The sequence below is a fragment of the Georhizobium profundi genome (genome assembly GCF_003952725.1).
Lineage (GTDB): Bacteria > Pseudomonadota > Alphaproteobacteria > Rhizobiales > Rhizobiaceae > Georhizobium > Georhizobium profundi.
On sequence record NZ_CP032509.1, the window covers coordinates 2,965,651 to 2,989,687 of the forward strand.

The window sequence follows — 24,037 nt, forward strand, 5'->3', positions numbered from 1 at the left end:
GCCAGAAACAGGCTTCAGAGATCAGAACTGATGCAGCGTGCCGGCAGCGGCCACTTTTGCGCGTTCCGCCTGACTCTCCAACGCATCGACGAACACATCCGCCGTCTGATCGATGATCGGAAACGAGCCGTAATGGCACGGAATGATCGCCTTGAAATCGAAATAGCGGCGGCATGCGAGCGCTGCGACGGCGCCGCCCATGGTGAAGCGGTCGCCGATGGGCACGATGCCGATTTCCGGCCGGTGCAGTTCGTTGATCAGCGCCATGTCGGAGAAGATGTCGGTGTCGCCCATGTGCAGAAGCGTCGGCCCGCCTTCGATGTGGAAGACGCAGCCATTGGCGTTGCCGAGCGCGTGCGACACGCCATCCTCGGTGATGTCGGCGGAGGAATGCAGCGCGTTCACATAGGTCACCGAGAAGCCTTCATGATGGACGGTGCCGCCGGTGTTCGTCGGATCGAGCTTCTCCACGCCGCGATGCTTGCCGAGGAAGCCGCAGAGATCGGCATTCGCGACGACGGTCGCACCGGTTTCCTTGGCGATCACTGCGGTATCGCCGACATGATCGGCATGGCCATGGGTCAGGACGATATGCGTGACGCCCTGGACGGCATCCCTGCGATCGAGACCAGCGAAGCCGGGATTTCCAGTGAGGAACGGATCGATCAGGATCGTTGCCTTGTCGGTTTCGATCCTGAAGGCGGCGTGTCCGAGCCAGGTCAGTTTCATCGATATCTCCTTGCTGATGCCCGAGCGGGGGTTATTGCTCCGCGCCGGAAGATGGCGCAGAGAAGCCCAATTGCAAAACCCGGAAGGCCGAAATCTTGTCAATCGTCGCGCTCGAAGATCTGCCCGGTCACATGCCCAAGGGCACCACGCTCGCCGGCCTCGATCTCGGCACCAAGACGATCGGCGTCGCCATTTCGGATCTGGGGCTGACGCTGGCAAGCCCGCGCGGGGTGATCCGGCGTGCGAAATTTTCGAAGGACGCGGACGCACTGCTCAAGCTTCTGGCGGAGCAGCAGGTTTCGGGCATTGTGATCGGGCTGCCGATCAACATGGATGGCAGCCAGGGCCCCCGCGCGCAGGCTACCCGCGCTTTCGTGCGCAACATGGAGCCTCTGACCGAGCTTCCGTTCGCCTTCTGGGACGAGAGGTTGTCGACAGTGGCGGCCGAACGGGCGCTGATCGGCATGGATGTGTCACGCGCGAGAAGAGCTGAACGCATCGACGCCGCCGCGGCCGCGTTCATTCTTCAGGGAGCGCTCGACAGGCTCTCGTCGCTCTGAAGCGCCGTACTGCGCGTGTGCCGTGCTGCCCACCACGCCCGGATCTCACGGCGCTTTCGGAACGCGACGATGCCCAGCACGATGAACGTGTCGACCACGAGCGCGCGCGCAACAAGCGGCGGTATGGTTTCCGGCTCGATTCCAAGCACATTGCCATAGATTTGGAAGACCAGATCGTGCGTCTCACGCGTCAGCATGAAAAATCCGAAGCTGATATCGTGATAGGAAAGCCCATACCAGGCGATCAGCGATCCCACCGGCGCGGCCCAGAGTATCAGAAACCATTTCATGATCGTGGCCTCGCATCGGGGAAGGTGTGGACGGACGCTGTCGCGGCGGCGATCCGGTTCTTGAGGTAAGCATTGGAAGCGGTCGCATCGTCGTCGGCAGCGGCTGTTTTAACGGTGGTCCCGTCAAGGAACAGCGCTACCGCCCCCGTCATCAGGAGCAGACCGGCTTCGATGAACACGCCTGCATCCACCCTGCCCTCGAGCCAGCTGAAGGCATGTGTTGCCGCTGTCAGCACCAATGCGCCGGTGACGGCAGCAACAAGCGTCTCGCCCGAATCGCGCTTGGTTGCGTCCGCGCCGAACAGCGCAAAGAGCGCCGCCAGGCAAAACAATGCGGCTATGCCGAATTCAGCGAATCCGAAGAGATGATGGACGCTCAACCAAGCAAACATGCCGGGCTCTGTGCCCAAGGGCGACGGGACGGCGCGGCTCAGCCCGGACATGGAAAACTCCACCATCCAGAACATCGATATGCCGATCACGATCGTCCGCATGCGTGGGAAGCCCTTGCCTCATTTGTCGCACCGTTAACAAAGCAAGTAGAAGGCGGTTGCAGAAAGCTTACCGCCAAAAACCCGTTAACGATCTGCTAACCATAAGGGAGCCAACGATTCCGGGCCATCGCGGCATTCAGCTATCGTCATTTATGGTTAACGGCGGTCCCATTGCGGAACGCGTTTGCTCATCCGTTGCATGGGGCCTAATGGACGGGCTTCGAAAGGCTCGCATTCATGATTCCGATCCTGCAAAGCATCATCCCGATCTTTCTGCTCGTGCTGCTCGGGGTCGTGCTGAAGCGCTGGAATGCCATCGACCAGGAATTTTGGTCGGGGCTGGAGCAGTTCGGCTATTTCGTCGCCTTTCCTGCCCTCCTCTCGATGACGCTTTACCAAGCCGATTTCGCAGCGCTCGACATCGGCCGCGTCGCGCTGACCGTCGCCATCACGCTTGGTCTGATGATGGCGCTCGTGCTTGCGCTTTGGCCGATCATGCAGCGGCAGGGCATCACCGCATCGAGCTTCACCACCATCTTCCAGACCGGCATTCGCTGGAACGGCTTCGTCGCGCTTGCCATCGCGAGCAGCCTTCACGGCGCTGAAGGGATTGCGCTCGTCGCGCTCGTGATGGCGCTGATCATCCTGCCGATTAATCTCGTTTGCGTGGCGGTGATGGTGTGGTTCGGCGGCGGGGCGCGCAAGCTCTCGGTGCTGGCGCTGCGCATGGTGCGCAACCCGCTCATCCTGTCCTGCCTCGCCGGCCTCGGCGCCCGCCATCTGCCGTTCGACATTCCCGCTCCGCTGATCACGGCGATCGATCTCATCGGCGCCAGCGCGCTCGGCCTCGGCCTGCTGATGGTGGGTGCTGGGCTGCGGGTCGGCGACGCTCTCAAACCACGCCCCGTCGCAGCGCTGACGTCCGCCATCAAGCTTGTCCTGTTTCCGCTAGTGATGGTCGCGGTGGCGCTCGCCATCGGGATCGAAGGCGCAACGCTCGAGATCTTGGTCCTCTGCGCAGCGGTGCCGACGGCCATGAACGGCTATTTGCTTGCGCGCCAGATGAATGGCGATGCCCCGCTTTATGCGGCGATCACGACCATCCAGACGGCGGCCTCGATCGGGACCATGCCGCTCGCGCTGTTCCTGCTCCGTCAGCTTTCCGGATAGAGGAGATCGACGAGCTGGCGGGCGTCGAAACGGGAATCGAGCATGCCATAGGTGGAGCGCCAGGCGCCGGCCAACCGCGTTTCGATGAAGGCATCGGCGACGCGGCCTGCACCGATTCGGTTGAGTTCCGCTGCCGCAGCTGAAAGGGCCAGTTGCTCGGTCAGCATGCGGGCCGCACCCTGGTCGCTCTCGCAGACCGCCATCGCAGCCTCCAGGACGTCTCGCGTCCGCCTGCCCGCGGCACCGAGATCGGCGGCGATCGTTTCGAGCACCACGTCGAAGAGATCGCGCCCGCGGGCCAGCACCCGCAGCACGTCGAGCGCCATGACGTTGCCCGAACCTTCCCAGATCGCGTTGACCGGGGCCTCGCGGTAGTGGCGGGCGAGCGCCTTTTCCTCGACATAGCCATTGCCTCCGACCGATTCCATCGCCTCGTAGACCAGAGCCGGAGCGATCTTGCAGACCCAGTATTTGACAACCGGCGTCATCAGCCGTGCGTAAGCCGCTTCGCGCGGATCGTTGCGGGCGCGGTCGAAGGCGGTGGCAAGCCGCATGGAGAGCGCTGTCGCGGCTGCCACGTCGAGGGCCATGTCGCCGAGCACACGCGCCATTAACGGCTGGTCGACCAGCTTCTTGCCGAACACCGAGCGGTGCCTGGTGTGGTGCACCGCATCGGCAAGCGAGGATCGCATGATGCCGGCGGAGGCGACCGCGCAATCAAGCCGCGTCATGGTCACCATGTCGAGGATCGTGCGGATACCCTCGCCCGGTTCGCCGAGCAGGAAGCCATAGGTGTCGGAAAACTCGACTTCGCTCGATGCGTTCGACCGATTGCCGAGCTTGTCCTTCAGGCGCTGGAACCGCAGTCCATTGGGTGACCCGTCCTCGAGAATGCGGGGAACCAGGAAACAGCCGATGCCTTCGGGCGTCTGAGCCAGCATCAGGAATGCATCGCTCATCGGCGCGGACATGAACCATTTGTGGCCGGCAAGCCGATAGATCCCCTCGCCCACACGCTCGGCCGACGTCGTGTTGGCGCGCACATCCGTGCCGCCCTGCTTCTCGGTCATCCCCATGCCGAGCGTGATGCCGGTCTTCTGCATCGCTGGCTTGTGCGCGGAATCATATTTGCGGGACAGAATTTTCGGCAGCCAATCGCGTTCGATACGGGGCGACGCCATAATTGCGGCGACCGATGCATTGGTCATCGTGACGGGGCAGAGATGCCCTGTCTCGAGCCCCGCCGTCAGGAAAAACCGGATGGCACGCGCCTTGTGCGCAACGCCCGCTTCCGCCGGCAGATCTTCCCACACCGAGGCATGCAGCCCGCCCGATACCGATTTGCGCAAAAGCGCATGATAGGCGGGATGGAAATCCACCTGGTCGATGCGGTTGCCCTGGTGATCGTGGGTCTTCAGTTCCGGCGGGTTGCGGTTGGCGAGCCTTGCCAGATCCTGCGCCTCCGCACTCATCACGAAACGGCCGACGCCCTCGAAATCGAGGCGAAGCGCGCGATCCATGTCGAGCGTGATTTCGACGAGCAGCGGATCGGCGCGATAGGCATTCATCCCCGAAAAGCGCGGCGGCTGGTTGAAGACGTCGTGGGTCGCTGGCTGGGGACGGGTGCTCATCGCCCTTCCTAACCGGATTCGAGCGCGATTGCAGCGGGATAGAGGGAGAATTTGCGGTGGAGCAGCGCGGCTGCACTGAGGGCCGGCGCTTGTTCGGGCGGCGGGCCACGCCTATAGAGCGACGAGCCGCAAGCCGGAGCCCGTCACGCCCATGTCCTTTCCGCACCGCCACCTTCTCGGCATCAAGGGTCTGAACGAGGCCGACGTCCACTATCTGCTTGATCGATCCGATGCTGCCGTCGCGCTCAGCCGACAGCGCGAAAAGAAGAAGGCGAGCCTGCGCGGGCTGACGCAGATCAACCTCTTCTTCGAAGCATCGACGCGCACACAAGCCTCCTTCGAGTTGGCCGGAAAGCGGCTCGGCGCCGACGTGATGAACATGTCGGTTGGCAATTCATCGGTCAAAAAAGGCGAGACGCTCGTCGATACGGCGATGACGCTGAACGCCATGCGGCCGGATATCCTCATCGTGCGGCATTCGTCGGCCGGTGCCGCGGCGCTTCTTTCGCAGAAGGTCGGCTGCTCCGTCGTCAATGCCGGCGACGGCGCGCATGAGCACCCGACTCAGGCGCTGCTCGATGCGCTGACGATCCGGCGTGCCAAGGGCAAGGTCGGCCGCCTGATCGTCGCCATTTGCGGCGACGTGCTGCACAGCCGCGTGGCGCGCTCCAACATCGTGCTTCTCAATCTCTTGGGCGCGCGCGTCCGCGTCATCGGCCCTTCCACGCTGATGCCTTCGGGCATCAGCGACATGGGCGTCGAGGTCTACACGTCGATGAAGGAAGGCCTGAAGGACGCCGACGTCGTGATGATGCTGCGCCTGCAACGCGAGCGCATGTCGGGCGCTTTCGTGCCATCGGTGCGCGAATATTTCCGCTTCTATGGCCTCGATGCGGAGAAGCTTGCCTATGCCAAGGAGGACGCGCTGGTCATGCACCCGGGCCCGATGAACCGCGGCGTCGAGATCGCCTCGGAGATTGCAGACGGCCCGCAGAGCGTCATCGAGCAGCAGGTGGAAATGGGGGTCGCCGTACGCATGGCCGTCATGGAAACACTTCTCACCGGCGAGGAGGCGCGGCCATGACGATCACTGTTCTCACCGATGCGCAGATCATCGATCCGTCGCGCGGCATCGATGAGATCGGTTCCGTCATCATCAAGGACGGGATCATCGAAGCGGCCGGCGCCGGCGCCCATAATCAGGGCATTCCGGAAGGCGCCGAAATCATCGATTGCCGCGACAAGCTGGTCATTCCCGGGCTCGTCGATACGCGCGTTCACGTCGGCGAACCCGGCAGCGAGCACCGCGAGACCATCGCTTCGGCCAGTCGCGCAGCCGCTGCGGGCGGTGTCACGTCCTTTGTCATGATGCCGGATACGACCCCGGCGATCGACGATGTGGCGCTCGTCGAGTTCGTGCTGAAGACAGCGCGCGATTCGGCGGTCGTTCGGGTTTATCCGGCAGCTGCGCTGACAAAAGGCCTCGCCGGCGAAGAGATGACCGAGATCGGCCTTCTCTCGGCCGCAGGCGCTGTCGTCTTTACCGATGGCCGGCGCACGCTCGCCAACACTGCCGTCATCCGCCGCGCGCTGACCTATGCGCGCGATTTCGGCGCCTTGATCGCCTGCGAGACGCAGGACAAGCATCTTGCGGCCCAGGGCGTGATGAACGCCGGGCTTTTGGCGAGTTGGCTCGGCCTGTCAGGTATCCCGCGCGAAGCGGAAATCATCCCGCTCGAGCGCGATTTGCGCCTCGCTGCGCTGACGCGCGGACGCTACCACGCGACCAGCATCTCGGTTCCTGAATCCAGCGACGCGATTGCGGCTGCAAAAGCGCGCGGCCTCGATGTGAGCGCCGGCATCTCGATCAACCATCTGACGCTGAACGAGAACGACATCGGCGAATACCGCACCTTCTTCAAGCTGTCGCCGCCGCTGCGGACCGAGGAGGATCGTCGTGCGATGGTGGAGGCCGTGCGCGATGGCACCATCGACATCATTTCGTCGGCCCATGACCCGCAGGACGTCGATACCAAGCGCCTGCCCTTCTCCGACGCTGAAAACGGCGCCATCGGTCTCGAAACGCTGTTCGCCGCCGCGTTGCGGCTGCACCATTCTGGCGACGTGCCGCTGCCTCGGCTCATCGACGCGCTTTCGACGAGCCCTGCCAAGCGCTACGGCCTTGACGCGGGCACGCTGAAGGTTGGGGCACGGGCGGATCTTGCGATCGTCGATCTCTATGAGCCCTTCGTCTTTTCGAAAGATCGCATCGTGTCGACCTCCAAGAACACGCCGTTCGAAGATGCACGCTTCCAGGGGCGCGTCTTGCAAACCTTCGTGGCGGGCGCCACAGTCTTCAAAGCGGATTGAGCCGGAGTTGATGCATGCCTGAACCGATCATCACGCAGGTTCCTTTCGACCTGTTCCTGGTTGCGCTGGCGTTCGGCTACCTGCTCGGCTCCATCCCCTTCGGGCTCATTCTGACGCGCATGGCTGGGCTCGGGGACGTGCGTAACATCGGGTCCGGGAACATCGGCGCCACGAACGTTCTGCGCACCGGCAACAAGAAGCTTGCGGCCGCGACACTCATCGGGGACGCGCTCAAAGGCACGCTGGCGGTCGTCGTCGCCGCGCAGTTTTCCGAGATCCTCGCCATCATCGCCGGCTTCGGCGCGTTCATAGGCCACCTTTTCCCCGTCTGGCTGAAGTTTCGCGGAGGCAAGGGCGTTGCAACCTATGTGGGTGTGCTGCTCGGGCTTGCGCCCGCCATGGTGCTGATCTTCGCGGTGATCTGGATCGGAACGGCCTATTTCACGCGCTATTCCTCACTTGCCGCGCTTCTCGCGGCGATCGTCGTTCCGCTCTCCTTCTTCATTCTGGGCGAAATGCGGTTGATGGAGCTTTTCGTCATCATGAGCATCATCACCTTCATCAAGCACCGAGCGAATATCGGCCGGCTGATCAACGGCACCGAAAGCCGGATCGGGGCCCGCGGCTGATGGCGCACGATGGGGGCGCCGGCCGGCCGCGCGGGATTGCGCTTACCGATCGCCAGCGCCTCGCCTGGCTGCGCCTCATCCGCAGCGACAATGTCGGAGCTGCCACCTTCCGCGAACTGATCAACCATTGTGGCTCGGCAGAAGCTGCGCTCGATGCCCTGCCCGACCTTTCGGCACGTGGTGGCGGGCGGTCGCTGCGCGTGGCGAGTGTCGAACAGGCCGAGCGGGAACTCGAACAAGCAACGCGCTTCGGTGCGCGCTTCGTCGGGATCGGGGAGCCGGACTACCCGCCGCTTCTGCGTTCGATCGATGCCGCTCCACCGCTTCTGGCGGTGAAAGGTGACCCATCGCTGACCCAAAAGCCGGCCGTGGCCTTCGTCGGATCGCGCAATGCATCGGCCGCGGGCGCAAAGTTCACCGCCCGCATGGCGCGCGAGGTCGGGGCCGCAGGATATGTCGTCGTATCCGGCCTCGCTCGAGGCATCGATGCGGCAGCCCACCGTGCGACGCTCGAAACGGGCTCCATCGCGGCAATGGCCGGTGGGCTCGACATGCCCTATCCGCCCGAAAATCTCGAGCTCTACCAGCAGATGACGGACGGCGCCGGTCTTGCCGTTTCGGAAATGCCATTTGGCTGGGAGCCCCGCGCCCGCGACTTTCCGCGCCGCAATCGCCTGATCGCCGGCATCGGCTACGGCCTCGTCGTGGTCGAGGCAGCGACCCGCTCGGGCTCGCTCATCTCGGCGCGTCGTGCCGCGGATTTCGGCCGCATCGTCTTCGCGGTTCCAGGATCGCCGCTTGACCCGCGATCGGCCGGCACCAACGCGCTGATCAAGGACGGCGCAACGTTGATTATCGGCAGCACCGACATTCTGGAAGCCCTGGCGCCTCTGGTCGGCAGGCCGGTCGCGCCCCCGCTCTCGGTGCGCGAGCGGGACGAGGATGGACCTGGCTTGCAGGCCGAGCCTGGCGAAACAGATCGCGACAGGATCGTTTCGGCGCTGGGCGCGACGCCCGTCGAAGTGGACGATATCGTGCGCCATACCGAGTTGCCGCCGGCTGTCGTTTACCTGGTCCTGCTCGAGCTTGATCTTGCCGGGCGCCTATCCCGTCATCCGTCCGGACTGGTCAGTCTTCTTACGGATGATGTCTGACGGCTTGACGCCGAGCTGGATGTCGCCCGCCTCAACATACGCCATCTCGATGAGATAGCAGAGCATAAAGCACCGCTGCTGCTCAGCCATGACGCGCAGTTCGCCAAGCATCTGCCGGATAAACGCTATTGTCTCCGGGTCATGCGCATGGTTGCGCCCGCCATTTGTCTGACCATCCATTTTGAGGTCTCCCGCGCGCAGCGCCTCATCCAAGCTCAGGATCAACCATCCCAAGCCAATGTCAGAAACATAGCGGTTCTAGTCATAAGTGCAACACACCGTTATGCGTCTTCAGGTTGTATAACTCCATGCGCAAATGCTGCGTGATCGGAAATGACTTGACCTCAAGCCGCTTGCTGTCCATCTCCGAGCCTGAGATCGCCGCCAAGCGGCACTATCCAGCACTGGTCGCGCGGTGCTCACTCATCAGAATTTGAGCGTGTTCATGAACGTCGTCGTCGTCGAATCGCCTGCCAAGGCAAAGACAATCAACAAATACCTCGGCAAGGACTTCAAGGTCCTGGCCTCGTTCGGCCATGTGCGCGACTTGCCGGCCAAGGACGGCTCGGTGAAGCCGGACGAGGATTTCGAGATGAGCTGGGAGGTGGATACCGCCTCCAACAAGCGACTGAAAGACATCACCGACGCGCTGAAGGGCGCCGACAGCCTCATTCTCGCGACCGACCCGGATCGCGAAGGGGAAGCCATTTCCTGGCACGTGCTCGAAGTGCTGAACAAGAAGAAGGCGCTGAAGGGCAAGTCCGTCCAGCGCGTCGTCTTCAACGCGATCACCAAGAAGGCCGTGCTCGATGCGATGGCCAATCCGCGCGATATCGATGCGCCGCTGGTCGATGCCTATCTGGCGCGGCGCGCGCTCGACTATCTCGTTGGCTTCAATCTGTCTCCGGTTCTGTGGCGCAAACTGCCCGGCGCGCGCTCGGCCGGCCGCGTTCAGTCGGTGGCGCTTCGTCTCGTTTGTGATCGCGAAGCCGAAATCGAGCGCTTCGTCGCCGAAGAATACTGGCAGATCAGCGCCGACCTGAAGACACCGCGCAACGACGTCTTCAATGCGCGGCTCTCGTCCTATGAGGGCAAGCGGATTCAGCGCCAAACCGTGTCGAATGTCGGCGAAGCCGACACGATCAAGGCGATGCTCGAAGGCGCCTCCTTCACGGTCGAAAGCGTCGAGGCAAAGCCCACCAAGCGCAACCCAGCCCCGCCCTTCACGACCTCGACCCTGCAGCAGGCTGCATCGTCCAAGCTCGGCTTCAACGCCAAGCGCACCATGCAGGTCGCGCAGAAGCTCTACGAAGGCATCGACATCGGCGGCGAGACCGTCGGTCTCATCACCTATATGCGAACCGATGGCGTGCAGATGGACATGAGCGCCATCGAGGCTGCACGCGAGGAGATCGCGTCGAATTTCGGCGACCGCTACCGGCCCGAAAAGCCGCGCTTCTATTCGACCAAGGCGAAGAACGCACAGGAAGCCCACGAGGCGATCCGCCCCACCGGCTTCGAGCGCCGCCCCGATGACGTGAAGCGCTATCTCGACCAGGACCAGATCCGCCTTTACGACCTGATCTGGAAGCGGGCGATCGCCAGCCAGATGGCCTCGGCGGAGATCGAGCGGACCACCGTCGAGATCGCCGCCAAGAATGGCGACAAGATCGCGGGCCTGAGAGCCACGGGCTCCGTCATCCGCTTCGACGGCTTCATCGCCGCCTACACTGATCAGAAGGAAGACGGAGAGCAATCGGACGACGGTGACGACGATGGCCGTCTGCCGGAAATCAATGCGCGCGAAACGGTCGCCAAAGAGAAGATCAACGCATCCCAGCATTTCACCGAGCCGCCGCCGCGCTACTCGGAAGCGACGTTGATCAAGCGCATGGAAGAGCTCGGCATCGGCCGGCCCTCGACCTATGCGGCGACGCTTTCCACGCTGCAGGACCGTGAATATGTCGAGATCGACAAGCGCAAGCTGATCCCGCAGGCCAAGGGACGTCTCGTCACAGCGTTTCTGCAGAACTTCTTCGAGCGTTATGTGGAGTACGACTTCACAGCCAATCTCGAAGAGCAGCTCGACAAGATCTCGAACGGCGATCTCGCCTGGAAAGACGTGCTGCGCGCGTTCTGGAAGGACTTCTTCGCGCAGATCGAGAACACCAAGGAATTGCGCGTTTCCGATGTGCTCGACGTATTGAACGAAGAGCTTGCCCCGATCGTCTTCCCCAAGCGCGAAGACGGCGGCAATCCACGCATCTGCCCGACCTGCGGCACCGGCAATCTGTCGCTGAAGCTCGGCAAGTTCGGCGCCTTCGTCGGCTGCTCGAACTATCCGGAATGCAATTTCACCCGCCAGCTTTCCGCCGAGAGCGCCAATGGCGATGAAGCGCAACTGTCCGGCGAGCCGAAGGATCTGGGCCGCGACCCACACACGGGCGAGCCGATCACGCTTCGATCGGGCCGCTTCGGACCTTACGTCCAGCGGGGCGACGGCAAGGAAGCGAAGCGCTCGAGCTTGCCGAAGGGCTGGAAGGTCGAAGACATCGACCATGAAAAGGCGATGGCGCTGATCGGCCTGCCGCGCGACATCGGCAAGCACCCCGAAAGCGGCAAGATGATTTCGGCCGGCCTCGGCCGCTACGGTCCGTTCCTTCTGCACGATGGCGGCTACGCCAATCTCGAGACGGTCGAGGATGTCTTCACCATCGGCCTCAACCGGGCGGTGACGGTGATTGCGGAACGCAAGGCCAAGGGCCCTGCGCGCGGTCGCACAGCCACTGCTGCGTTGAAGGAGCTCGGCGAGCACCCCGATGGCGGCGCGATCACCGTGCGCGACGGGCGTTACGGCCCCTATGTCAACTGGGGCAAGGTCAACGCGACGCTTCCGAAGGACCTCGACCCGCAGGCCGTGACGCTTGAAAAGGCACTGGAGCTGGTGGCCGAGCGCGCCGGCAAGAGCGGCAAGAAGGCTGCGCCGAAGAAGGCGGCAGCCAAGAAGGCAACCCCGGCCAAAAAGCCGGCTGCTGCAAAGAAGGCCGCCCCGAAGAAGAAAGCGGCAGCCGCCAAGACATCGACCGAGAAGACAAGTTCGGCAAAATCGAAGGAGGCGTAGGGGTCCGACCCTTCGCCGGAGGCAAGACCATCGCCCACTCCACCCTGCCCGACCGCGAGACGCTGCTCGCTTTTATCGCGGACAACCCGGATCGCGCCACTAAGCGCGATATCGCGAAGGCCTTTGGGCTCAAGGGTGAGGATCGCGTTGCGCTGAAGGATCTGCTTCGGGATCTGGCCGATGAAGGGCTGGTCCAGAAGGACCGCAAGCAGCTCGTTCGTCCAGACAAGCTGCCGCCCGTCACGCTCATCGACATCACGACACGTGACGCCGAAGGCGGACTGATCGGCCGGCCCGCCGAATGGGACGACGCGCAGAAAGTTGCGCCCGCCGTGTCGATCCGCCTCAACAAAGCGGTCGGCCGTTCAGGCAAGCCCGGCCGCACGCCCGGTGTCGGCGATCGGGTGCTGGCAAAAATCTTCCCGTCAAAGGACAAAACCGGCCCGGCCTACACCGCCCGTGTCATCAAGCTGATCGACAAGCGCAAGGACGCGTCCCTCGGCGTATTCCGTGCCGAGCCTGGTGGTGGCGGACGCATCATGCCGATCGAGCGTCAGCAGAACGAGCTCGTCGTCGAAGCGGCACAGGCCAACAACGCCCAGGACGGCGATCTGGTCGAGATCGCAGTCACGCGGATCGGACGCTTCGGGCTGGCACGGGCAGAGGTTCTTTCCGTCATCGGCTCGGTTTCGAGCGAGAAGGCGATCTCGATGATCGCCATACACGATCACGGCATTCCGCATGTCTTTCCCGACAGCGTCATCGCCGAGGCTGAGGCCGCGAACCCGGCGACCATGGCGCACCGCGAAGACTGGCGTGATCTCGCGCTGGTCACGATCGATCCGCCGGACGCAAAGGACCATGACGACGCGGTCCATGCCGAGCCGGATCCCTCCCCCGACAACAAGGGCGGCCACATCGTCACGGTCGCGATTGCAGACGTCTCGCACTATGTGCGCTCCGGATCGCAGTTGGACCGCGAAGCGCTGAAGCGCGGCAACTCGGTCTACTTTCCGGACCGGGTCGTGCCGATGCTGCCCGAACGCATCTCCAACGACCTCTGCTCGCTGAAAGAAGGCGTCGACCGGCCCGCACTCGCCGTGCGCATGACCTTTTCGAAGGATGGCCAGAAGCTGCGCCACAGTTTCCATCGCATCATGATTAGGAGCCTTGCCAAGCTCTCCTATCAACAGGCCCAGGCGGCCATCGACGGCGCGACGGACGACAAGACGGACACGCTGCTCGAAGGCGTGCTGAAGCCGCTCTGGGAAGCCTACGGCACGATGCGCAAGGGTCGCGACAAGCGACAGCCACTGGAGCTCGATCTGCCGGAGCGCAAGATCGTGCTCGACAAGGATGGCAAGGTCGACAAGGTGATCGTGCCGCCGCGACTCGATGCCCACAAGCTCATCGAAGAATGCATGATCCAGGCGAATGTGGCCGCTGCGGAAACGCTGGAGCGCAAGCGCCAGAGCCTGATCTATCGCATCCACGACGCGCCATCGCTCGCCAAGCAGGAAACGCTGCGCGAGTTCCTGGCGACGCTTGATCTCTCGCTCGCCCGCGGCAGCCTGCGCGCCAACAATTTCAACCACATCCTGGCATCGGCAAGCGGCAAGCCGCATGAGACGATGGTGTCGGAGATGGTCCTGCGGTCACAGAGCCAAGCGATCTACAGCCCTGACAATCTCGGTCATTTCGGCCTGAACCTGATGCGATACGCGCATTTCACCTCGCCGATCCGCCGCTATGCCGACCTTATCGTCCACCGGGCGCTCATCGGCTCCCTCAAGCTGGGAGATGGCGCGATCACGCCGGAAGAGGAAGCGGCGCTGGTTGACATCGCAGCCGACATCTCCACGTCGGAACGCCGGGCGATGGCCGCGGAGCGCGACACGGTCGACCGGCTGATCGCCCATCATCTGGCCAGCCGGGTCGGCGATACGTTTGAGGGCCGCGTCTCCGGCGTCGTCAAATCCGGGCTCTTCGTCTCGCTCCCGCAGTTCGGGGCAGACGGCTTCGTGCCGGTTTCGACGCTCGGCTATGACTATTTCATCTATGACGAGGCGCATCAGTCGATGACGGGTCGCGAGAGTGGTGAAGGCTTCCGGCTCGGCGACGATGTCGAGGTCAAGCTTGTCGAGGCACTCCCGCTCGCGGGTGCGCTCCGTTTCGAGATCGTCAGCGAACCGCGCAAGATGCCTGCGGGTGCGAGATCGTTCCACAAGGCAAAGCACGGCGAAAAGCGGCGTGGCGCGGCGAAAAAGCCCGGCACACGGCCTCCTCGCGGCCGTCGCTGAGGCAAATGCGCGCCGAACGGGCCGAAAGGGGCGACATTGGCACCATTCGCGCCTATATGGTGCGTCAACGCCCGGGTTCATGAAAAGAGACCGTCGAGATGCAGACATTCGGACAATCGCACGCGGCAGACGACCGGCATGATGATGCTCCTCGTGCGCTTGGCGGATCGATCATGCGCGGTCTGAAATGTCAGTGCCCCGCCTGTGGCGAAGGCAAATTGTTTCGCGCTTTCCTCAAGCCCGTCGATCATTGCGCCTCCTGTGGCGAAGCGATGCACCATCATCGGTCCGACGATCTGCCGCCTTATCTCGCGATCTTCATCGTCGGCCACATCGTGGTCGCCGGGTACATGTTCGGGGAACGCGTGGTCGACTGGACATCCTGGCAGGCGCTTGCGTTCTGGATTCCGGTGACACTGATCATGACTGTTGCGAGCATGCAGCCGCTGAAAGGCGGCGTCATCGGACTGCAATGGGCGTTGCGTATGCATGGCTTCGGCGGCGAGGACGATCCGCTGGACGAGGTGCCCGATGAGAGCCGGACCTGACCGAACATGAGCGGCATGGCGCGCGACCAGGCGCCCCGGGCAGGCACACGCTATATCACCTCCGGCGAGCATCCCCTCTTGAAGCCGAAGGATGCCGCTTCGATCATACTCATCGATCGTGCTGGTCCTGAGATCCGATTTCTCGTCGGCAAGCGCGCTCGCGCCCACACCTTCATGCCCAATTTCTACGTGTTTCCCGGTGGTCGTCGCGATCGCGCCGATTCGCGGGTCGGCGTCGCCAGGCCGCTGAAAGAGACCGTGACGGAGCGCCTCATGGCGAGGACCGATCGTGCCATGACCGCCGCTCGGGCGCAGGCGCTGGCGGTTGCCGCCGTTCGCGAGACGTCGGAAGAGGCCGGGCTCATGATTGCCGGCAACGGCAAGGTCGGCCTTCATTCCGACTGGACTGGCTTCTTAGAACGCGGGCTGGCACCGGACCTCTCATTCCTTCGCTACGTCGCACGGGCGATCACGCCACCGCGGCAGAGCCGGCGGTTCGACACGCGGTTCTTCGCCTGTTTCCTCGACGAGATCGGCGCCGACCCGAAGGACGTTGCCGACAGCGAGGAACTGCAGGATCTCACTTGGATCGGGTTTGACGATGTCGATGGGATGCAATTGCCGCGCATTACCCGCACGATCATTGGCGATCTCCAGGATGCGCTGGCCTCGCACCCAGACCTGCCTTTCGATCAACCGGTCCCCTTCTACTACGTGAAGCACGGCACCTTCGTGCGCGACATCATCTGAATTCCATGCGGAGCAACACCATGCGGTCCGAGGTCGGTACGACGATCCGGTGGTCCTCGTTGATCGCTGCGCTTGCGGCCATCGGCGCTGTCGGCGTTGCCATCGGCCTTGGCCTGCCGCTGCTCAGTGTCATCATGGAGCGACGCGGCATCTCCTCCTCGATGATCGGCTTCAATACGGCGTTTGCCGGCCTGGCATCGATCGCGGCCGCTCCGCTTGGACCAAAGCTGGCGCACTGGTTCGGCGTCGCGCGCACCATGATCGTGATGCTCTGCCTCGCTGCGGCAAGCGGCCTTTGCTTCTATATTGCAGAACCCTTCTGGACATGGTTTCCGCTTCGCGTGGTGTTCCACGGTGCCGTCACCATCGTGTTCATCCTGTCGGAATTCTGGATCAACGCCGCGGCACCGCCGGAGCGGCGCGGGCTCGTACTTGGTGTCTATGGCACCGTTCTGGCTCTCGGTTTTGCAACAGGCCCGCTGATCTTCGCCATGATCGGAAGCCAGGGGGTGTTACCCTTTGCGGCCGGCGCCGCCATTGTGCTCGCGGCGGTCATTCCCATCGCGCTGGCGCGCAACGAAGCGCCGCGGATCGAAGAGAAGCCTCGGCGCAGTTTTCTGCGCTACGTCTTTCTGGTGCCGACGGCCACTGCCGCCGTCTTTGTTTTCGGTGCCGTCGAAGCGGGCGGGCTGGCGCTGTTCCCCATCTATGCGGCGCGCACCGGCTTCACCGAATCGGAGGGTGCGCTTCTGCTTACGGCGATCGGCCTCGGCAACGTGCTGCTGCAGATCCCTATCGGCCTTGTCGCCGACCGGGTGAAGAGCCGGCGCATCTTGCTGACGCTGCTGGCTCTGATCGGGCTTGCAGGCTCTGCCGCACTGCCGTTCATCGTGGGAGGCTGGTGGCTGATGGCGGCGGTGCTCTTCGTGTGGGGCGGCGTCGTTTGCGGGCTCTACACGGTCGGCCTGACCCATCTTGGCGCCTCGCTCAAAGGCGCCGATCTTGCAGCCGCCAATGCCGCCTTCATCCTCTGCTACGCGCTCGGTGCTCTTATCGGGCCGCAGACCATCGGAATCGCCATGGACATCTTCGGGACGGATGGATTCGCGATTGCGCTTGGATTCTTCTTCAGCCTCTACGTGCTCCTGACGCTCGGGCGTATGATTTTCGGACCCGCGCGGGGCTGAAACCCTGGGTACAAGGCTCCAACACGACCTTCGGGGCCCAATCGACCTTGACATCCGCGGGACAATCAGTAGGTATCGCCCCAAGTTTCTCGCGCCGTGGAGCCCTTCGGCTGTCCGCGGCGTCGTTTTTGACGAGCAGGAATTCCCATGGCCAAGGCAACCACAATCAAGATCAAGCTGCTTTCGACGGCAGACACCGGCTTCTTCTACGTCACGAAGAAGAACAGCCGTACCATGACCGACAAGATGAACAAGACGAAGTACGACCCGATCGCGCGCAAGCACGTCGAGTTCAAGGAAACGAAGATCAAGTAAGTCTTCGTTCTGCGCGGCACGCCGCGTGGACTTCGTCGGATGAGCATTGGAAACCCTGGACTTTGCGTCCGGGGTTTTGTCGTTTCGAAGATAACTTGGTGACGTGAGTGACTGGACAGCTGGTGGCCGCGCCAACAAAAAGGGGTCGATCAGGCGCTCGACGTGGTACGAGGATGCCACGTTTGATCGAGCGCTCTGATCGACCGACCCCATGACCCAGGAGATGCGGCGGACCTGAACATCACGGGGTTATCTTTTTAGGTGAAGTGTCCCAACGCCTCACCCTTGAAGCTTCGCCCAAAAACCCTAGGAAATCAATCTTGCGTTAAGCACTTTCTAAAGCGCACCGGACCTTGGTTAATTGTGGGGGCTTTCAGCGACTTTCGATACATGCAAAACCGTGTATAGAATTTTTTACAGCTATGAGCACCAAGTCTAGTGACACTGACGTGATGCTCGGACGGCTTCACGATTCACTCTGACGCTTTCGTCACAAGCGACCCGCGGTTTTTTCCGCCTAACTGTGGAATGATGAGAGCAGGTCTAGGCTGCTGCTGCGACCACACGGTTGCGACCGCTGCGCTTGGCCGTGTAGAGCGCTTCGTCCGCGCGCTGAAAGACGCTGCTTGCAGCCGCTTCACCATCCTTGAGCGTCGCGATGCCGAGCGAGGCAGTGACCGAGAGAGGCTCGGCGCGGCCGTTGACCCGAAAGGGCACGGCCTCGATGCTGACGCGTAGGCGCTCGGCGACAGCTGCGGCTAGGGTACCGTCGGTATCCGGCATTACGACAACGAACTCTTCGCCCCCATAACGGCAGGCGAGATCGGCACCGCGCACGGCTTGCTTGATGCGGCGCGACAGTTCCCGCAGCACATCGTCGCCGGCCTGATGCCCGAAGTTGTCGTTGATCGACTTGAAGCGATCGAGATCGATCATGCAGACCGAAAGCGGTCTTTCCCGCTTGCTCGAGCGCTCGACCAGAACAGGCATGTGGGTGTCGAGATAACGTCGGTTGTAGAGGCCCGTCAAAGCATCGGTGACGGCCAGTTCGATCGTGGCGCGCACGCTGCTGCGCAAGTGATCGTTGTAGCGCTTGCGCTTAATCTGGGTGTTGGCACGCGCCAGAAGCTCGTGCGGGTCGATCGGGCGCTGGATGTAATCGTTGACGCCGAGTTCGAGCGCGCGCGTGACGAGAGCCTGCGAACCGGCTTCAGCCATCAGCATCACCGGCAGGAAGCGCGTGCGCTCCACCGAGCGCAGCTGCGAGCAAAGCCGCAACGGATCGTAGTTGGTGAAATTGTCGCTGATGATGGCAAGATCGTAAGGTCGTTCCGCCGCCTCGAACAGCGCCGCCTGCGGATCGGACATGCACACGACCTCGGCAATCGGTGCCAACATACGGGTGACGCGCTCCTGGGCACTAACGCGTTCATCGACGAGCAGGACATGGGCCTTGTCCATGCCGTCGACGCCGTTGATCAGATCCTGCGTGCCAATCAGCTCAGCAGTCTCGGCGCGCATGCGCAGCTCGTCACCAAGCGCCTTGAGGCGCAGCAGGCTGCGCACCCGCGTCATGAGCTGGATGTCGTTGACTGGCTTTGTCAGGAACTCGTCGGCGCCTGCACGCAGCCCCCTCACCCGATCTTCCGATTGATCGAGCGCCGTCACCATCACCACCGGAATATGTGCGGTGCGCGGGTTCGCCTTCAGCCGCTCGCAGACCTCGAAGCCATCCATGCCGGGCATCATGATGTCGAGAAGAATGAGATCGACCTGTGTCGCGGCGCAGACATTGAGTGCGCTCGGTCCGTCGACAGCTGTCAGAACTTCGAAATAGTCGGCGAGCAGCCTGGCTTCGAGAAGCTTGACGTTGGCCGGTACGTCATCAACGACGAGAATGCGCGCGGTCATGCCTCACCCAGATAGGTCTTTATCGTTTCGAGAAAGCGCGGCACGGAGATCGGCTTCGAAATATAGGCCTCACAACCGCCCTGGCGGATGCGCTCCTCGTCTCCCTTCATGGCAAAAGCCGTTACAGCTATGACCGGGATCGAGTGAAGCTCGTCATCGGCCTTCAGCCATTTGGTGACATCGAGACCGGAAACTTCCGGAAGCTGGATGTCCATCAGAATAAGATCGGGGCGGTGGGCGCGGGCGAGATCGACCGCTTCGGTCCCGTTGCGGGTCTGGATGGTCTCGTAGCCGGACGCCTCGATCAAGTCGCGGAACAGCTTCATGTTCAGCTCGTTGTCCTCGACAATCAAAACGGTCTTGGGCATAGATACTCCCATCAGCGGTTCACTTCGGCTTGGACGTCTCGTCGCCGGCGAAAGCCGCTCCCTTCACTGTTCTACCGTATCGGCATCTGGTTGAGGAAAAGCAAACTCTTGGCATCAAATGCAACACAACCCGGAAAAGACGGGACTGAAGCCGAGACGATCGCGATTTCTATACTTGGCTGGCTGGCGAACGAACCGGAGCTTCTCGGCCGCTTTCTGTCGCTGACCGGCATGAGCGTGTCGACCCTGCGCCAGTCGGCCGGTGAGCCTGGCTTTCATCTGGCTCTGATCGACTTCCTGATGGACCACGAGCGGACCTTGATGGACTTCTGCGCGGCGACCGGCGAAAAGCCCGAGCACGTTGCACGCGCCCACCGGGCCCTGTCCGGCCCGCCTGGCCTCGACACCAACAGCTTCTGACCGGTGCCAGCTGTCCTTCCCGAAGATCTTGCCCAGTTCGACTGGGTTGCGCGTTCCAGCCGCCCTCTGATCGTCTGTGATGTCGATGAAGTCGTGCTCGAATTCGTCACGCCCTTCATCGCCTATCTCGATCACAAGGGACTTGAGCTGCGCCCCTCGTCTTTCCGACTGCATGGCAATGTCTACCGGCGAGACGATGGCACGCCTGTATCGGATCGGGACATTTCGGCCAGCATCGAGGCGTTCTTCGTTGAGCAGCATGATTGGCAAACACCGGTGGCCAGCGCCGCCGAAACGCTCGCCGCCTTGAAGCGTCACGCCGACATCGTTTTTCTGACGGCGATGCCGCCGCGCCATTTCGCCGTTCGACGCGCCCTGCTCGACGCACACGACATGTCCTACCCGATGATCGCGACCGAAGACGAAAAAGGCACGGTGCTTCATCTCATCCACGGGGATCGCGACACCAAGGTCGTATTCATCGACGACATCTTCCACAATCTCCACTCCGTGCGCGACCGGCTGCCAAATGCTTTCCTGATCAACCTGATGGCCAACGACACATTCCGCGCTCTGGCGCCGCATCCTGGCGAGAAGGTTGCGATGGCGAAGGACTGGAACGAGACGCGTGATCTGATCCTCGAATTTCTTGAGAATTGACGCTCCGACTCGGTGTCTCAACGTCTTGAGCATCTGAACGCTAGCGCTTATCGTGCGCATGTTCAACTTATGTTCCAGAGGACGCCAATCTCGCGCCATGGGTGACGCCGTCTTGAGCTTCTGCCGGGATTGCCTGTGGCCGGCCGTTTCGCGCGGCCGGTTCTGCCAGGCGTGCGGCAGCCCTCGCATCGTGCGTCATGCCGAGCTCGACCGTCTGTCGATCGCCCATATCGACTGCGACGCTTTTTATGCAGCGGTGGAAAAGCGCGACAATCCGGAACTTGCCGATAAGCCGGTGATCATCGGCGGCGGCAAGCGCGGTGTCGTTTCAACGGCCTGCTACATTGCCCGCATCTCCGGTGTTCGCTCGGCCATGCCTATGTTCAAGGCGCTCGAGGCCTGCCCCGAAGCAATCGTCATCAAGCCGAACATGGAGAAATACGTCGCAGTCGGCCGAGAGGTGCGGCGGATGATGGAAGCGCTGACGCCGCTTGTTCAGCCGATCTCGATCGATGAAGCATTTCTCGACCTCACGGGCACGGAAAAGCTGCACCGGGACAGCCCTGCCCGCACCTTGGCGCGTTTCGCGACGCGCGTGCAGAACGAGATCGGCATCACCGTCTCGGTCGGGCTTTCCTACTGCAAGTTTCTCGCCAAGGTCGCGTCCGATCTCGACAAGCCGCGGGGCTTTGCTGTGATCGGCGAAGCCGAGGCACTCGAGTTTCTGGCCGATAAGCCCGTGACGATGATCTGGGGCGTGGGCAAAGCCTTCGCCGACAAGCTTGCCGCCGACGGCATCCGCTCGATCGGCCAGTTGCAACGCATGGAGGAAGGCGTTCTCATGGCGCGCTACGGCTCCATGGGGCAACGGCTCTACCGGCTCTCACGCGGGCGCGACGAGCGGGTCGTCGAACCCCGCGAGGCTGCCAAGAGCGTTTCGGCGGAAACGACCTTCAACAGCGATCTCGGCCGTCCCGACGATCTCGTGCCGGTTCTGCGCTCGCTGTCGGAAACGGTGGCCCATCGATTGAAGGCATCGGGCATCGCCGGGCAGACCGTGGTGCTGAAGTTGAAGACGGCCGATTTTCGCATTCGCACCCGCAACCGGCGTCTGGACGACCCGACGCGCTATGCCGATCGGATCTTTCGCACCGGACTTTCTCTGCTGGAAAAGGAAATGGACGGAACGAAATTCCGGCTGCTCGGGATCGGCGTTTCTGACCTCACCGACCTTGCCCGCGCGGACATGCCTGATCTCGTCGATCCTCTGGCAGGCCGCCGGGCCGTGGCAGAAAGCGCCATGGACAGCGTACGCGCCAAATTCGGGCGTGCAAGCGTCGAAACGGGCTATACGTTCGGCCGAGGAAATCGCGGGCGCCCGGAACGTGACGACGCCTGATTTTTCCCGATTAACGGATCACTCGGCAATCGCAAGATTCCGGAAATCTATCTCGGGCAGACTGAGGACGATCCCTTGTCTGTATCGAGTATGAAATCATGGATCGACGATCTTTTCTGGGCCTTCTGTCCGTCTCCCTGCTGGCGTCCGGCGGCATGCGCGAAGCGGTCGCTTCAAGCAGCAAGGAACCGCTGACGATCTGCGTGTCGCTCGACGCGCAGCGGCTCGTTGTTTTCTCCGGCCTTGACGAGATTGCCTCCTCGCCGATTTCCAGTGGCAAGTCTGGCCATACGACGCCGACCGGCATCTTCTCGATCCTGGACAAGCGCACGTTCCACCGGTCGAATATCTATTCGAACGCTCCGATGCCCCATATGCAGCGGCTGACCTGGTCCGGCATCGCGCTCCACGCCTCGAATCATGTGCCTGGCTATGCGGCTTCCCACGGCTGCGTGCGCATGCCGAATGACTTCGCCCGCGATCTTTTTGCGATGACGCAGCTGCAGGCCCATGTTGTCGTCACACATGAAAGCATCCGGCCTCGGCCGATCCGACATCGCGCCCTGCCCGACGCGCTTACGCCCTACGACCGGCTGATGGCGGGCAATCTGGAACTTCGGCTGGACACGCATGATCCGCATGCGGAAGGGGTGGAGGTGGCGTCTGCGGATCAGATGACTGCAACGGCGACCGATGCCGGATCGGCCGAACCGCCGCGATCGCCGCTGCGGCTCTTCCTCACGCGCCGCACGCACCGCGAACTTACCCAGGATGCGCAGCAACTGCTCAACACGCTGGGTTTTGATGCCGGTGCCGCCGATGGGTTCGCCGGGCCACGCACCGCCGATGCGCTGCGTCGTTTCCAAGAGGAAGCAGGTCTCACGCCATCCGGCTATCTGGCAAAGGCCGATATTGACGCCTTGTACGAGGCGGCGGGCAAGGGCGACGTGCCTGCCGGGCATCTCTACGCGCGGCGTGATTTCGTGCCGATTTTCGACATGCCGGTGCATTTGAAGTCGCCGGAGCGTCCGCTGGGAGCCCATCTGGTCACGGTGTCTGCCGTCACGGCTGGCAGGGCGACGTGGACCGGACTGTCCTTGTCGGACCGGCCTGCCCCTTCGGTCGCCGGATTGACCGCACTTGAACCCGATGCCTCCCCGACGGCCGCGCAAGTCGACCTAGCGTCGACGCTTGACCGACTGCAGCTCACGCCAGCGATCTCCGATCGACTGTCGCGAGAGCTGACGGTCGGCTCGTCGCTCGCCATCTCGGACAACGGCCTCGGCACGGAAACCGGCAAAGGCACCGACTTCATCGTGCTAACGCGGCGCGGCTGACAGGGACGAGCGCAGCGCCTGTTACTGGCGGCTGAGGCTGATCTCGCTCGTCACGACCTCAGCACCGGTGGTGGGGCTGGTATCGATCGTGCGGATGATCATGGAATCCGGGTCGGGCACTTCGACCTGCATGCGTGCCTCGCTGTCGCCATTCACTTCTTGAGCCCAGGCGACCTGAAGATCGAGCGTGTTGCCGTTGCGGGCGCCCGAAAGCGCCGACTGTCCGCCGCGGGGACCGGTGTATATGCCTTCATAACTGGTGCCACTGGTGTTCGTCAGCTGCGCCGAGACGTTCTGGCGGATGATTGCCATGGCGCGACAGGTGCCATCGAGGCTGAAACTCTGGGCCTCGGCGCTGGACGTAAACTGGCAGTTCACGCCAACCGGGTCGCTGTCGGCGGTGCGCCGCGCCGTGCCCTCGCCGGCCCAAGAGCCCGACAGCCCTTCAATGAATGCCGTGTCTTCGGCCGCTGCCGGAAGGCTCACGCTGATGACGAGGGCGGGCACCAAGGCTAGAACAAGCTTCATGATCGTGTCTCCTGACAGAGTGTCGTTTGTCATTTGACGAGCGTGCCCTGCATCGATCGCCGCATCCCAATTGGCGCAGCAATGCGTGCGGGATAAGACGGCGAAGATCACAAAGGCGTGTTGACGCGCACGGCGCAGCTCCTGGCCACGCCGATTTTCACGAAAG

General features: G+C 62.7%; 24 protein-coding genes. 16 read left to right on the forward strand and 8 right to left on the reverse strand.

What is annotated here, in order from left to right:
• Positions 1-21: 21 nt before the first annotated feature.
• Positions 22-729, reverse strand: a complete 708-nt coding sequence (locus tag D5400_RS14270) for a metal-dependent hydrolase (protein WP_126010623.1) — start codon at positions 727-729, stop codon at positions 22-24.
• Positions 730-860: 131 nt separating this feature from the next.
• On the opposite strand from D5400_RS14270, the gene ruvX reads away from it, so the two are divergent.
• Entirely contained in the window at positions 861-1,289 is a 429-nt protein-coding gene (ruvX, locus tag D5400_RS14275) for a Holliday junction resolvase RuvX (protein ID WP_404864539.1), read from the forward strand.
• Here ruvX and D5400_RS14280 read toward each other — a convergent pair.
• Positions 1,256-1,579: a DUF6105 family protein gene (locus tag D5400_RS14280; protein ID WP_126010625.1), complete on the reverse strand. Its 324-nt coding sequence runs from the start codon at positions 1,577-1,579 to the stop codon at positions 1,256-1,258. The two genes, ruvX and D5400_RS14280, sit on opposite strands and share 34 nt — an antisense overlap.
• Complete coding sequence (locus D5400_RS14285; RefSeq protein ID WP_126010626.1) at positions 1,576-2,073, reverse strand: hypothetical protein; 498 nt, start codon at positions 2,071-2,073, stop codon at positions 1,576-1,578. Before D5400_RS14285 ends, D5400_RS14280 begins: the two co-directional genes overlap by 4 nt.
• 237 nt (positions 2,074-2,310) lie before the next feature.
• On the opposite strand from D5400_RS14285, the gene D5400_RS14290 reads away from it, so the two are divergent.
• The gene (locus tag D5400_RS14290; protein ID WP_126010627.1) at positions 2,311-3,243 is read left to right on the forward strand and encodes an AEC family transporter; all 933 of its coding nucleotides are present in this window, start codon (positions 2,311-2,313) and stop codon (positions 3,241-3,243) included.
• On the opposite strand, the gene D5400_RS14295 is transcribed toward D5400_RS14290, so the two are convergent.
• Complete coding sequence (locus D5400_RS14295) at positions 3,228-4,874, reverse strand: acyl-CoA dehydrogenase family protein (RefSeq protein WP_126010628.1); 1,647 nt, start codon at positions 4,872-4,874, stop codon at positions 3,228-3,230. The two genes, D5400_RS14290 and D5400_RS14295, sit on opposite strands and share 16 nt — an antisense overlap.
• 151 nt (positions 4,875-5,025) lie before the next feature.
• On the opposite strand from D5400_RS14295, the gene D5400_RS14300 reads away from it, so the two are divergent.
• Genes D5400_RS14300 through dprA form a run of 4 tightly spaced genes read left to right on the forward strand, consistent with a single transcriptional unit; the run spans position 5,026 to position 9,027 of the window.
• Positions 5,026-5,958 carry an aspartate carbamoyltransferase catalytic subunit gene (locus D5400_RS14300; RefSeq protein ID WP_126010629.1) on the forward strand — a complete coding sequence of 311 codons (933 nt, stop codon included), beginning with the start codon at positions 5,026-5,028 and terminating at the stop codon, positions 5,956-5,958.
• Entirely contained in the window at positions 5,955-7,244 is a 1,290-nt protein-coding gene (locus tag D5400_RS14305) for a dihydroorotase (RefSeq protein ID WP_126010630.1), read from the forward strand. Before D5400_RS14300 ends, D5400_RS14305 begins: the two co-directional genes overlap by 4 nt.
• Positions 7,245-7,258: 14 nt before the next feature.
• Positions 7,259-7,873 carry a glycerol-3-phosphate 1-O-acyltransferase PlsY gene (gene plsY / locus D5400_RS14310; protein WP_126010631.1) on the forward strand — a complete coding sequence of 205 codons (615 nt, stop codon included), beginning with the start codon at positions 7,259-7,261 and terminating at the stop codon, positions 7,871-7,873.
• A complete protein-coding gene (dprA, locus tag D5400_RS14315) occupies positions 7,873-9,027 on the forward strand; it encodes a DNA-processing protein DprA (protein ID WP_126010632.1) in 1,155 nt (384 codons plus the stop codon). The genes plsY and dprA overlap by 1 nt, the downstream gene beginning before the upstream one ends.
• On the opposite strand, the gene D5400_RS14320 is transcribed toward dprA, so the two are convergent.
• A complete protein-coding gene (locus tag D5400_RS14320) occupies positions 8,977-9,240 on the reverse strand; it encodes a hypothetical protein (protein WP_404862128.1) in 264 nt (87 codons plus the stop codon). The genes dprA and D5400_RS14320 overlap by 51 nt on opposite strands.
• Positions 9,241-9,472: 232 nt before the next feature.
• Between D5400_RS14320 and topA the strand changes: the two genes are divergently transcribed.
• The 6 genes from topA (at position 9,473) to rpmG (ending at position 17,248) form a co-directional block, all read left to right on the forward strand.
• Positions 9,473-12,148, forward strand: a complete 2,676-nt coding sequence (gene topA, locus D5400_RS14325) for a type I DNA topoisomerase (RefSeq protein WP_126010633.1) — start codon at positions 9,473-9,475, stop codon at positions 12,146-12,148.
• Positions 12,133-14,448, forward strand: a complete 2,316-nt coding sequence (rnr, locus tag D5400_RS14330; RefSeq protein WP_245451562.1) for a ribonuclease R — start codon at positions 12,133-12,135, stop codon at positions 14,446-14,448. Before topA ends, rnr begins: the two co-directional genes overlap by 16 nt.
• Positions 14,449-14,546: 98 nt before the next feature.
• A complete protein-coding gene (locus tag D5400_RS14335) occupies positions 14,547-14,996 on the forward strand; it encodes a DUF983 domain-containing protein (protein WP_126010635.1) in 450 nt (149 codons plus the stop codon).
• Positions 14,997-15,002: 6 nt separating this feature from the next.
• Positions 15,003-15,746, forward strand: a complete 744-nt coding sequence (locus tag D5400_RS14340) for an NUDIX hydrolase (protein WP_245451304.1) — start codon at positions 15,003-15,005, stop codon at positions 15,744-15,746.
• Positions 15,747-15,766: 20 nt separating this feature from the next.
• Positions 15,767-16,933 (forward strand): MFS transporter, encoded by a 1,167-nt coding sequence (locus D5400_RS14345; RefSeq protein WP_126010636.1) that lies wholly within the window; start codon positions 15,767-15,769, stop codon positions 16,931-16,933.
• A 147-nt stretch (positions 16,934-17,080) separates the two neighbouring features.
• The gene (rpmG, locus tag D5400_RS14350) at positions 17,081-17,248 is read left to right on the forward strand and encodes a 50S ribosomal protein L33 (protein WP_126010637.1); all 168 of its coding nucleotides are present in this window, start codon (positions 17,081-17,083) and stop codon (positions 17,246-17,248) included.
• A 543-nt stretch (positions 17,249-17,791) separates the two neighbouring features.
• On the opposite strand, the gene D5400_RS14355 is transcribed toward rpmG, so the two are convergent.
• Positions 17,792-19,159 (reverse strand): PleD family two-component system response regulator, encoded by a 1,368-nt coding sequence (locus D5400_RS14355; protein ID WP_126010638.1) that lies wholly within the window; start codon positions 19,157-19,159, stop codon positions 17,792-17,794.
• Positions 19,156-19,527, reverse strand: a complete 372-nt coding sequence (locus tag D5400_RS14360; protein ID WP_126010639.1) for a response regulator — start codon at positions 19,525-19,527, stop codon at positions 19,156-19,158. The genes D5400_RS14355 and D5400_RS14360 overlap by 4 nt, the downstream gene beginning before the upstream one ends.
• A gap of 108 nt (positions 19,528-19,635) precedes the next feature.
• On the opposite strand from D5400_RS14360, the gene D5400_RS14365 reads away from it, so the two are divergent.
• The 4 genes from D5400_RS14365 to D5400_RS14380 all read left to right on the forward strand — a co-directional run bounded on the left by D5400_RS14365 (position 19,636) and on the right by D5400_RS14380 (position 23,343).
• A complete protein-coding gene (locus D5400_RS14365; protein ID WP_126010640.1) occupies positions 19,636-19,947 on the forward strand; it encodes a DUF3572 domain-containing protein in 312 nt (103 codons plus the stop codon).
• Between the two features lie 3 nt (positions 19,948-19,950).
• On the forward strand, positions 19,951-20,607 hold the full coding sequence (locus tag D5400_RS14370; RefSeq protein ID WP_126010641.1) for a hypothetical protein: 657 nt from the start codon (positions 19,951-19,953) through the stop codon (positions 20,605-20,607).
• A gap of 97 nt (positions 20,608-20,704) precedes the next feature.
• Positions 20,705-22,006 (forward strand): DNA polymerase IV, encoded by a 1,302-nt coding sequence (locus tag D5400_RS14375; RefSeq protein WP_483466337.1) that lies wholly within the window; start codon positions 20,705-20,707, stop codon positions 22,004-22,006.
• Positions 22,007-22,104: 98 nt separating this feature from the next.
• Complete coding sequence (locus tag D5400_RS14380; protein WP_126010642.1) at positions 22,105-23,343, forward strand: L,D-transpeptidase family protein; 1,239 nt, start codon at positions 22,105-22,107, stop codon at positions 23,341-23,343.
• Positions 23,344-23,364: 21 nt separating this feature from the next.
• Here the strand turns inward: D5400_RS14380 and D5400_RS14385 are convergent, their stop codons facing one another.
• Complete coding sequence (locus D5400_RS14385; protein WP_126010643.1) at positions 23,365-23,871, reverse strand: hypothetical protein; 507 nt, start codon at positions 23,869-23,871, stop codon at positions 23,365-23,367.
• Positions 23,872-24,037 lie beyond the last annotated feature (166 nt).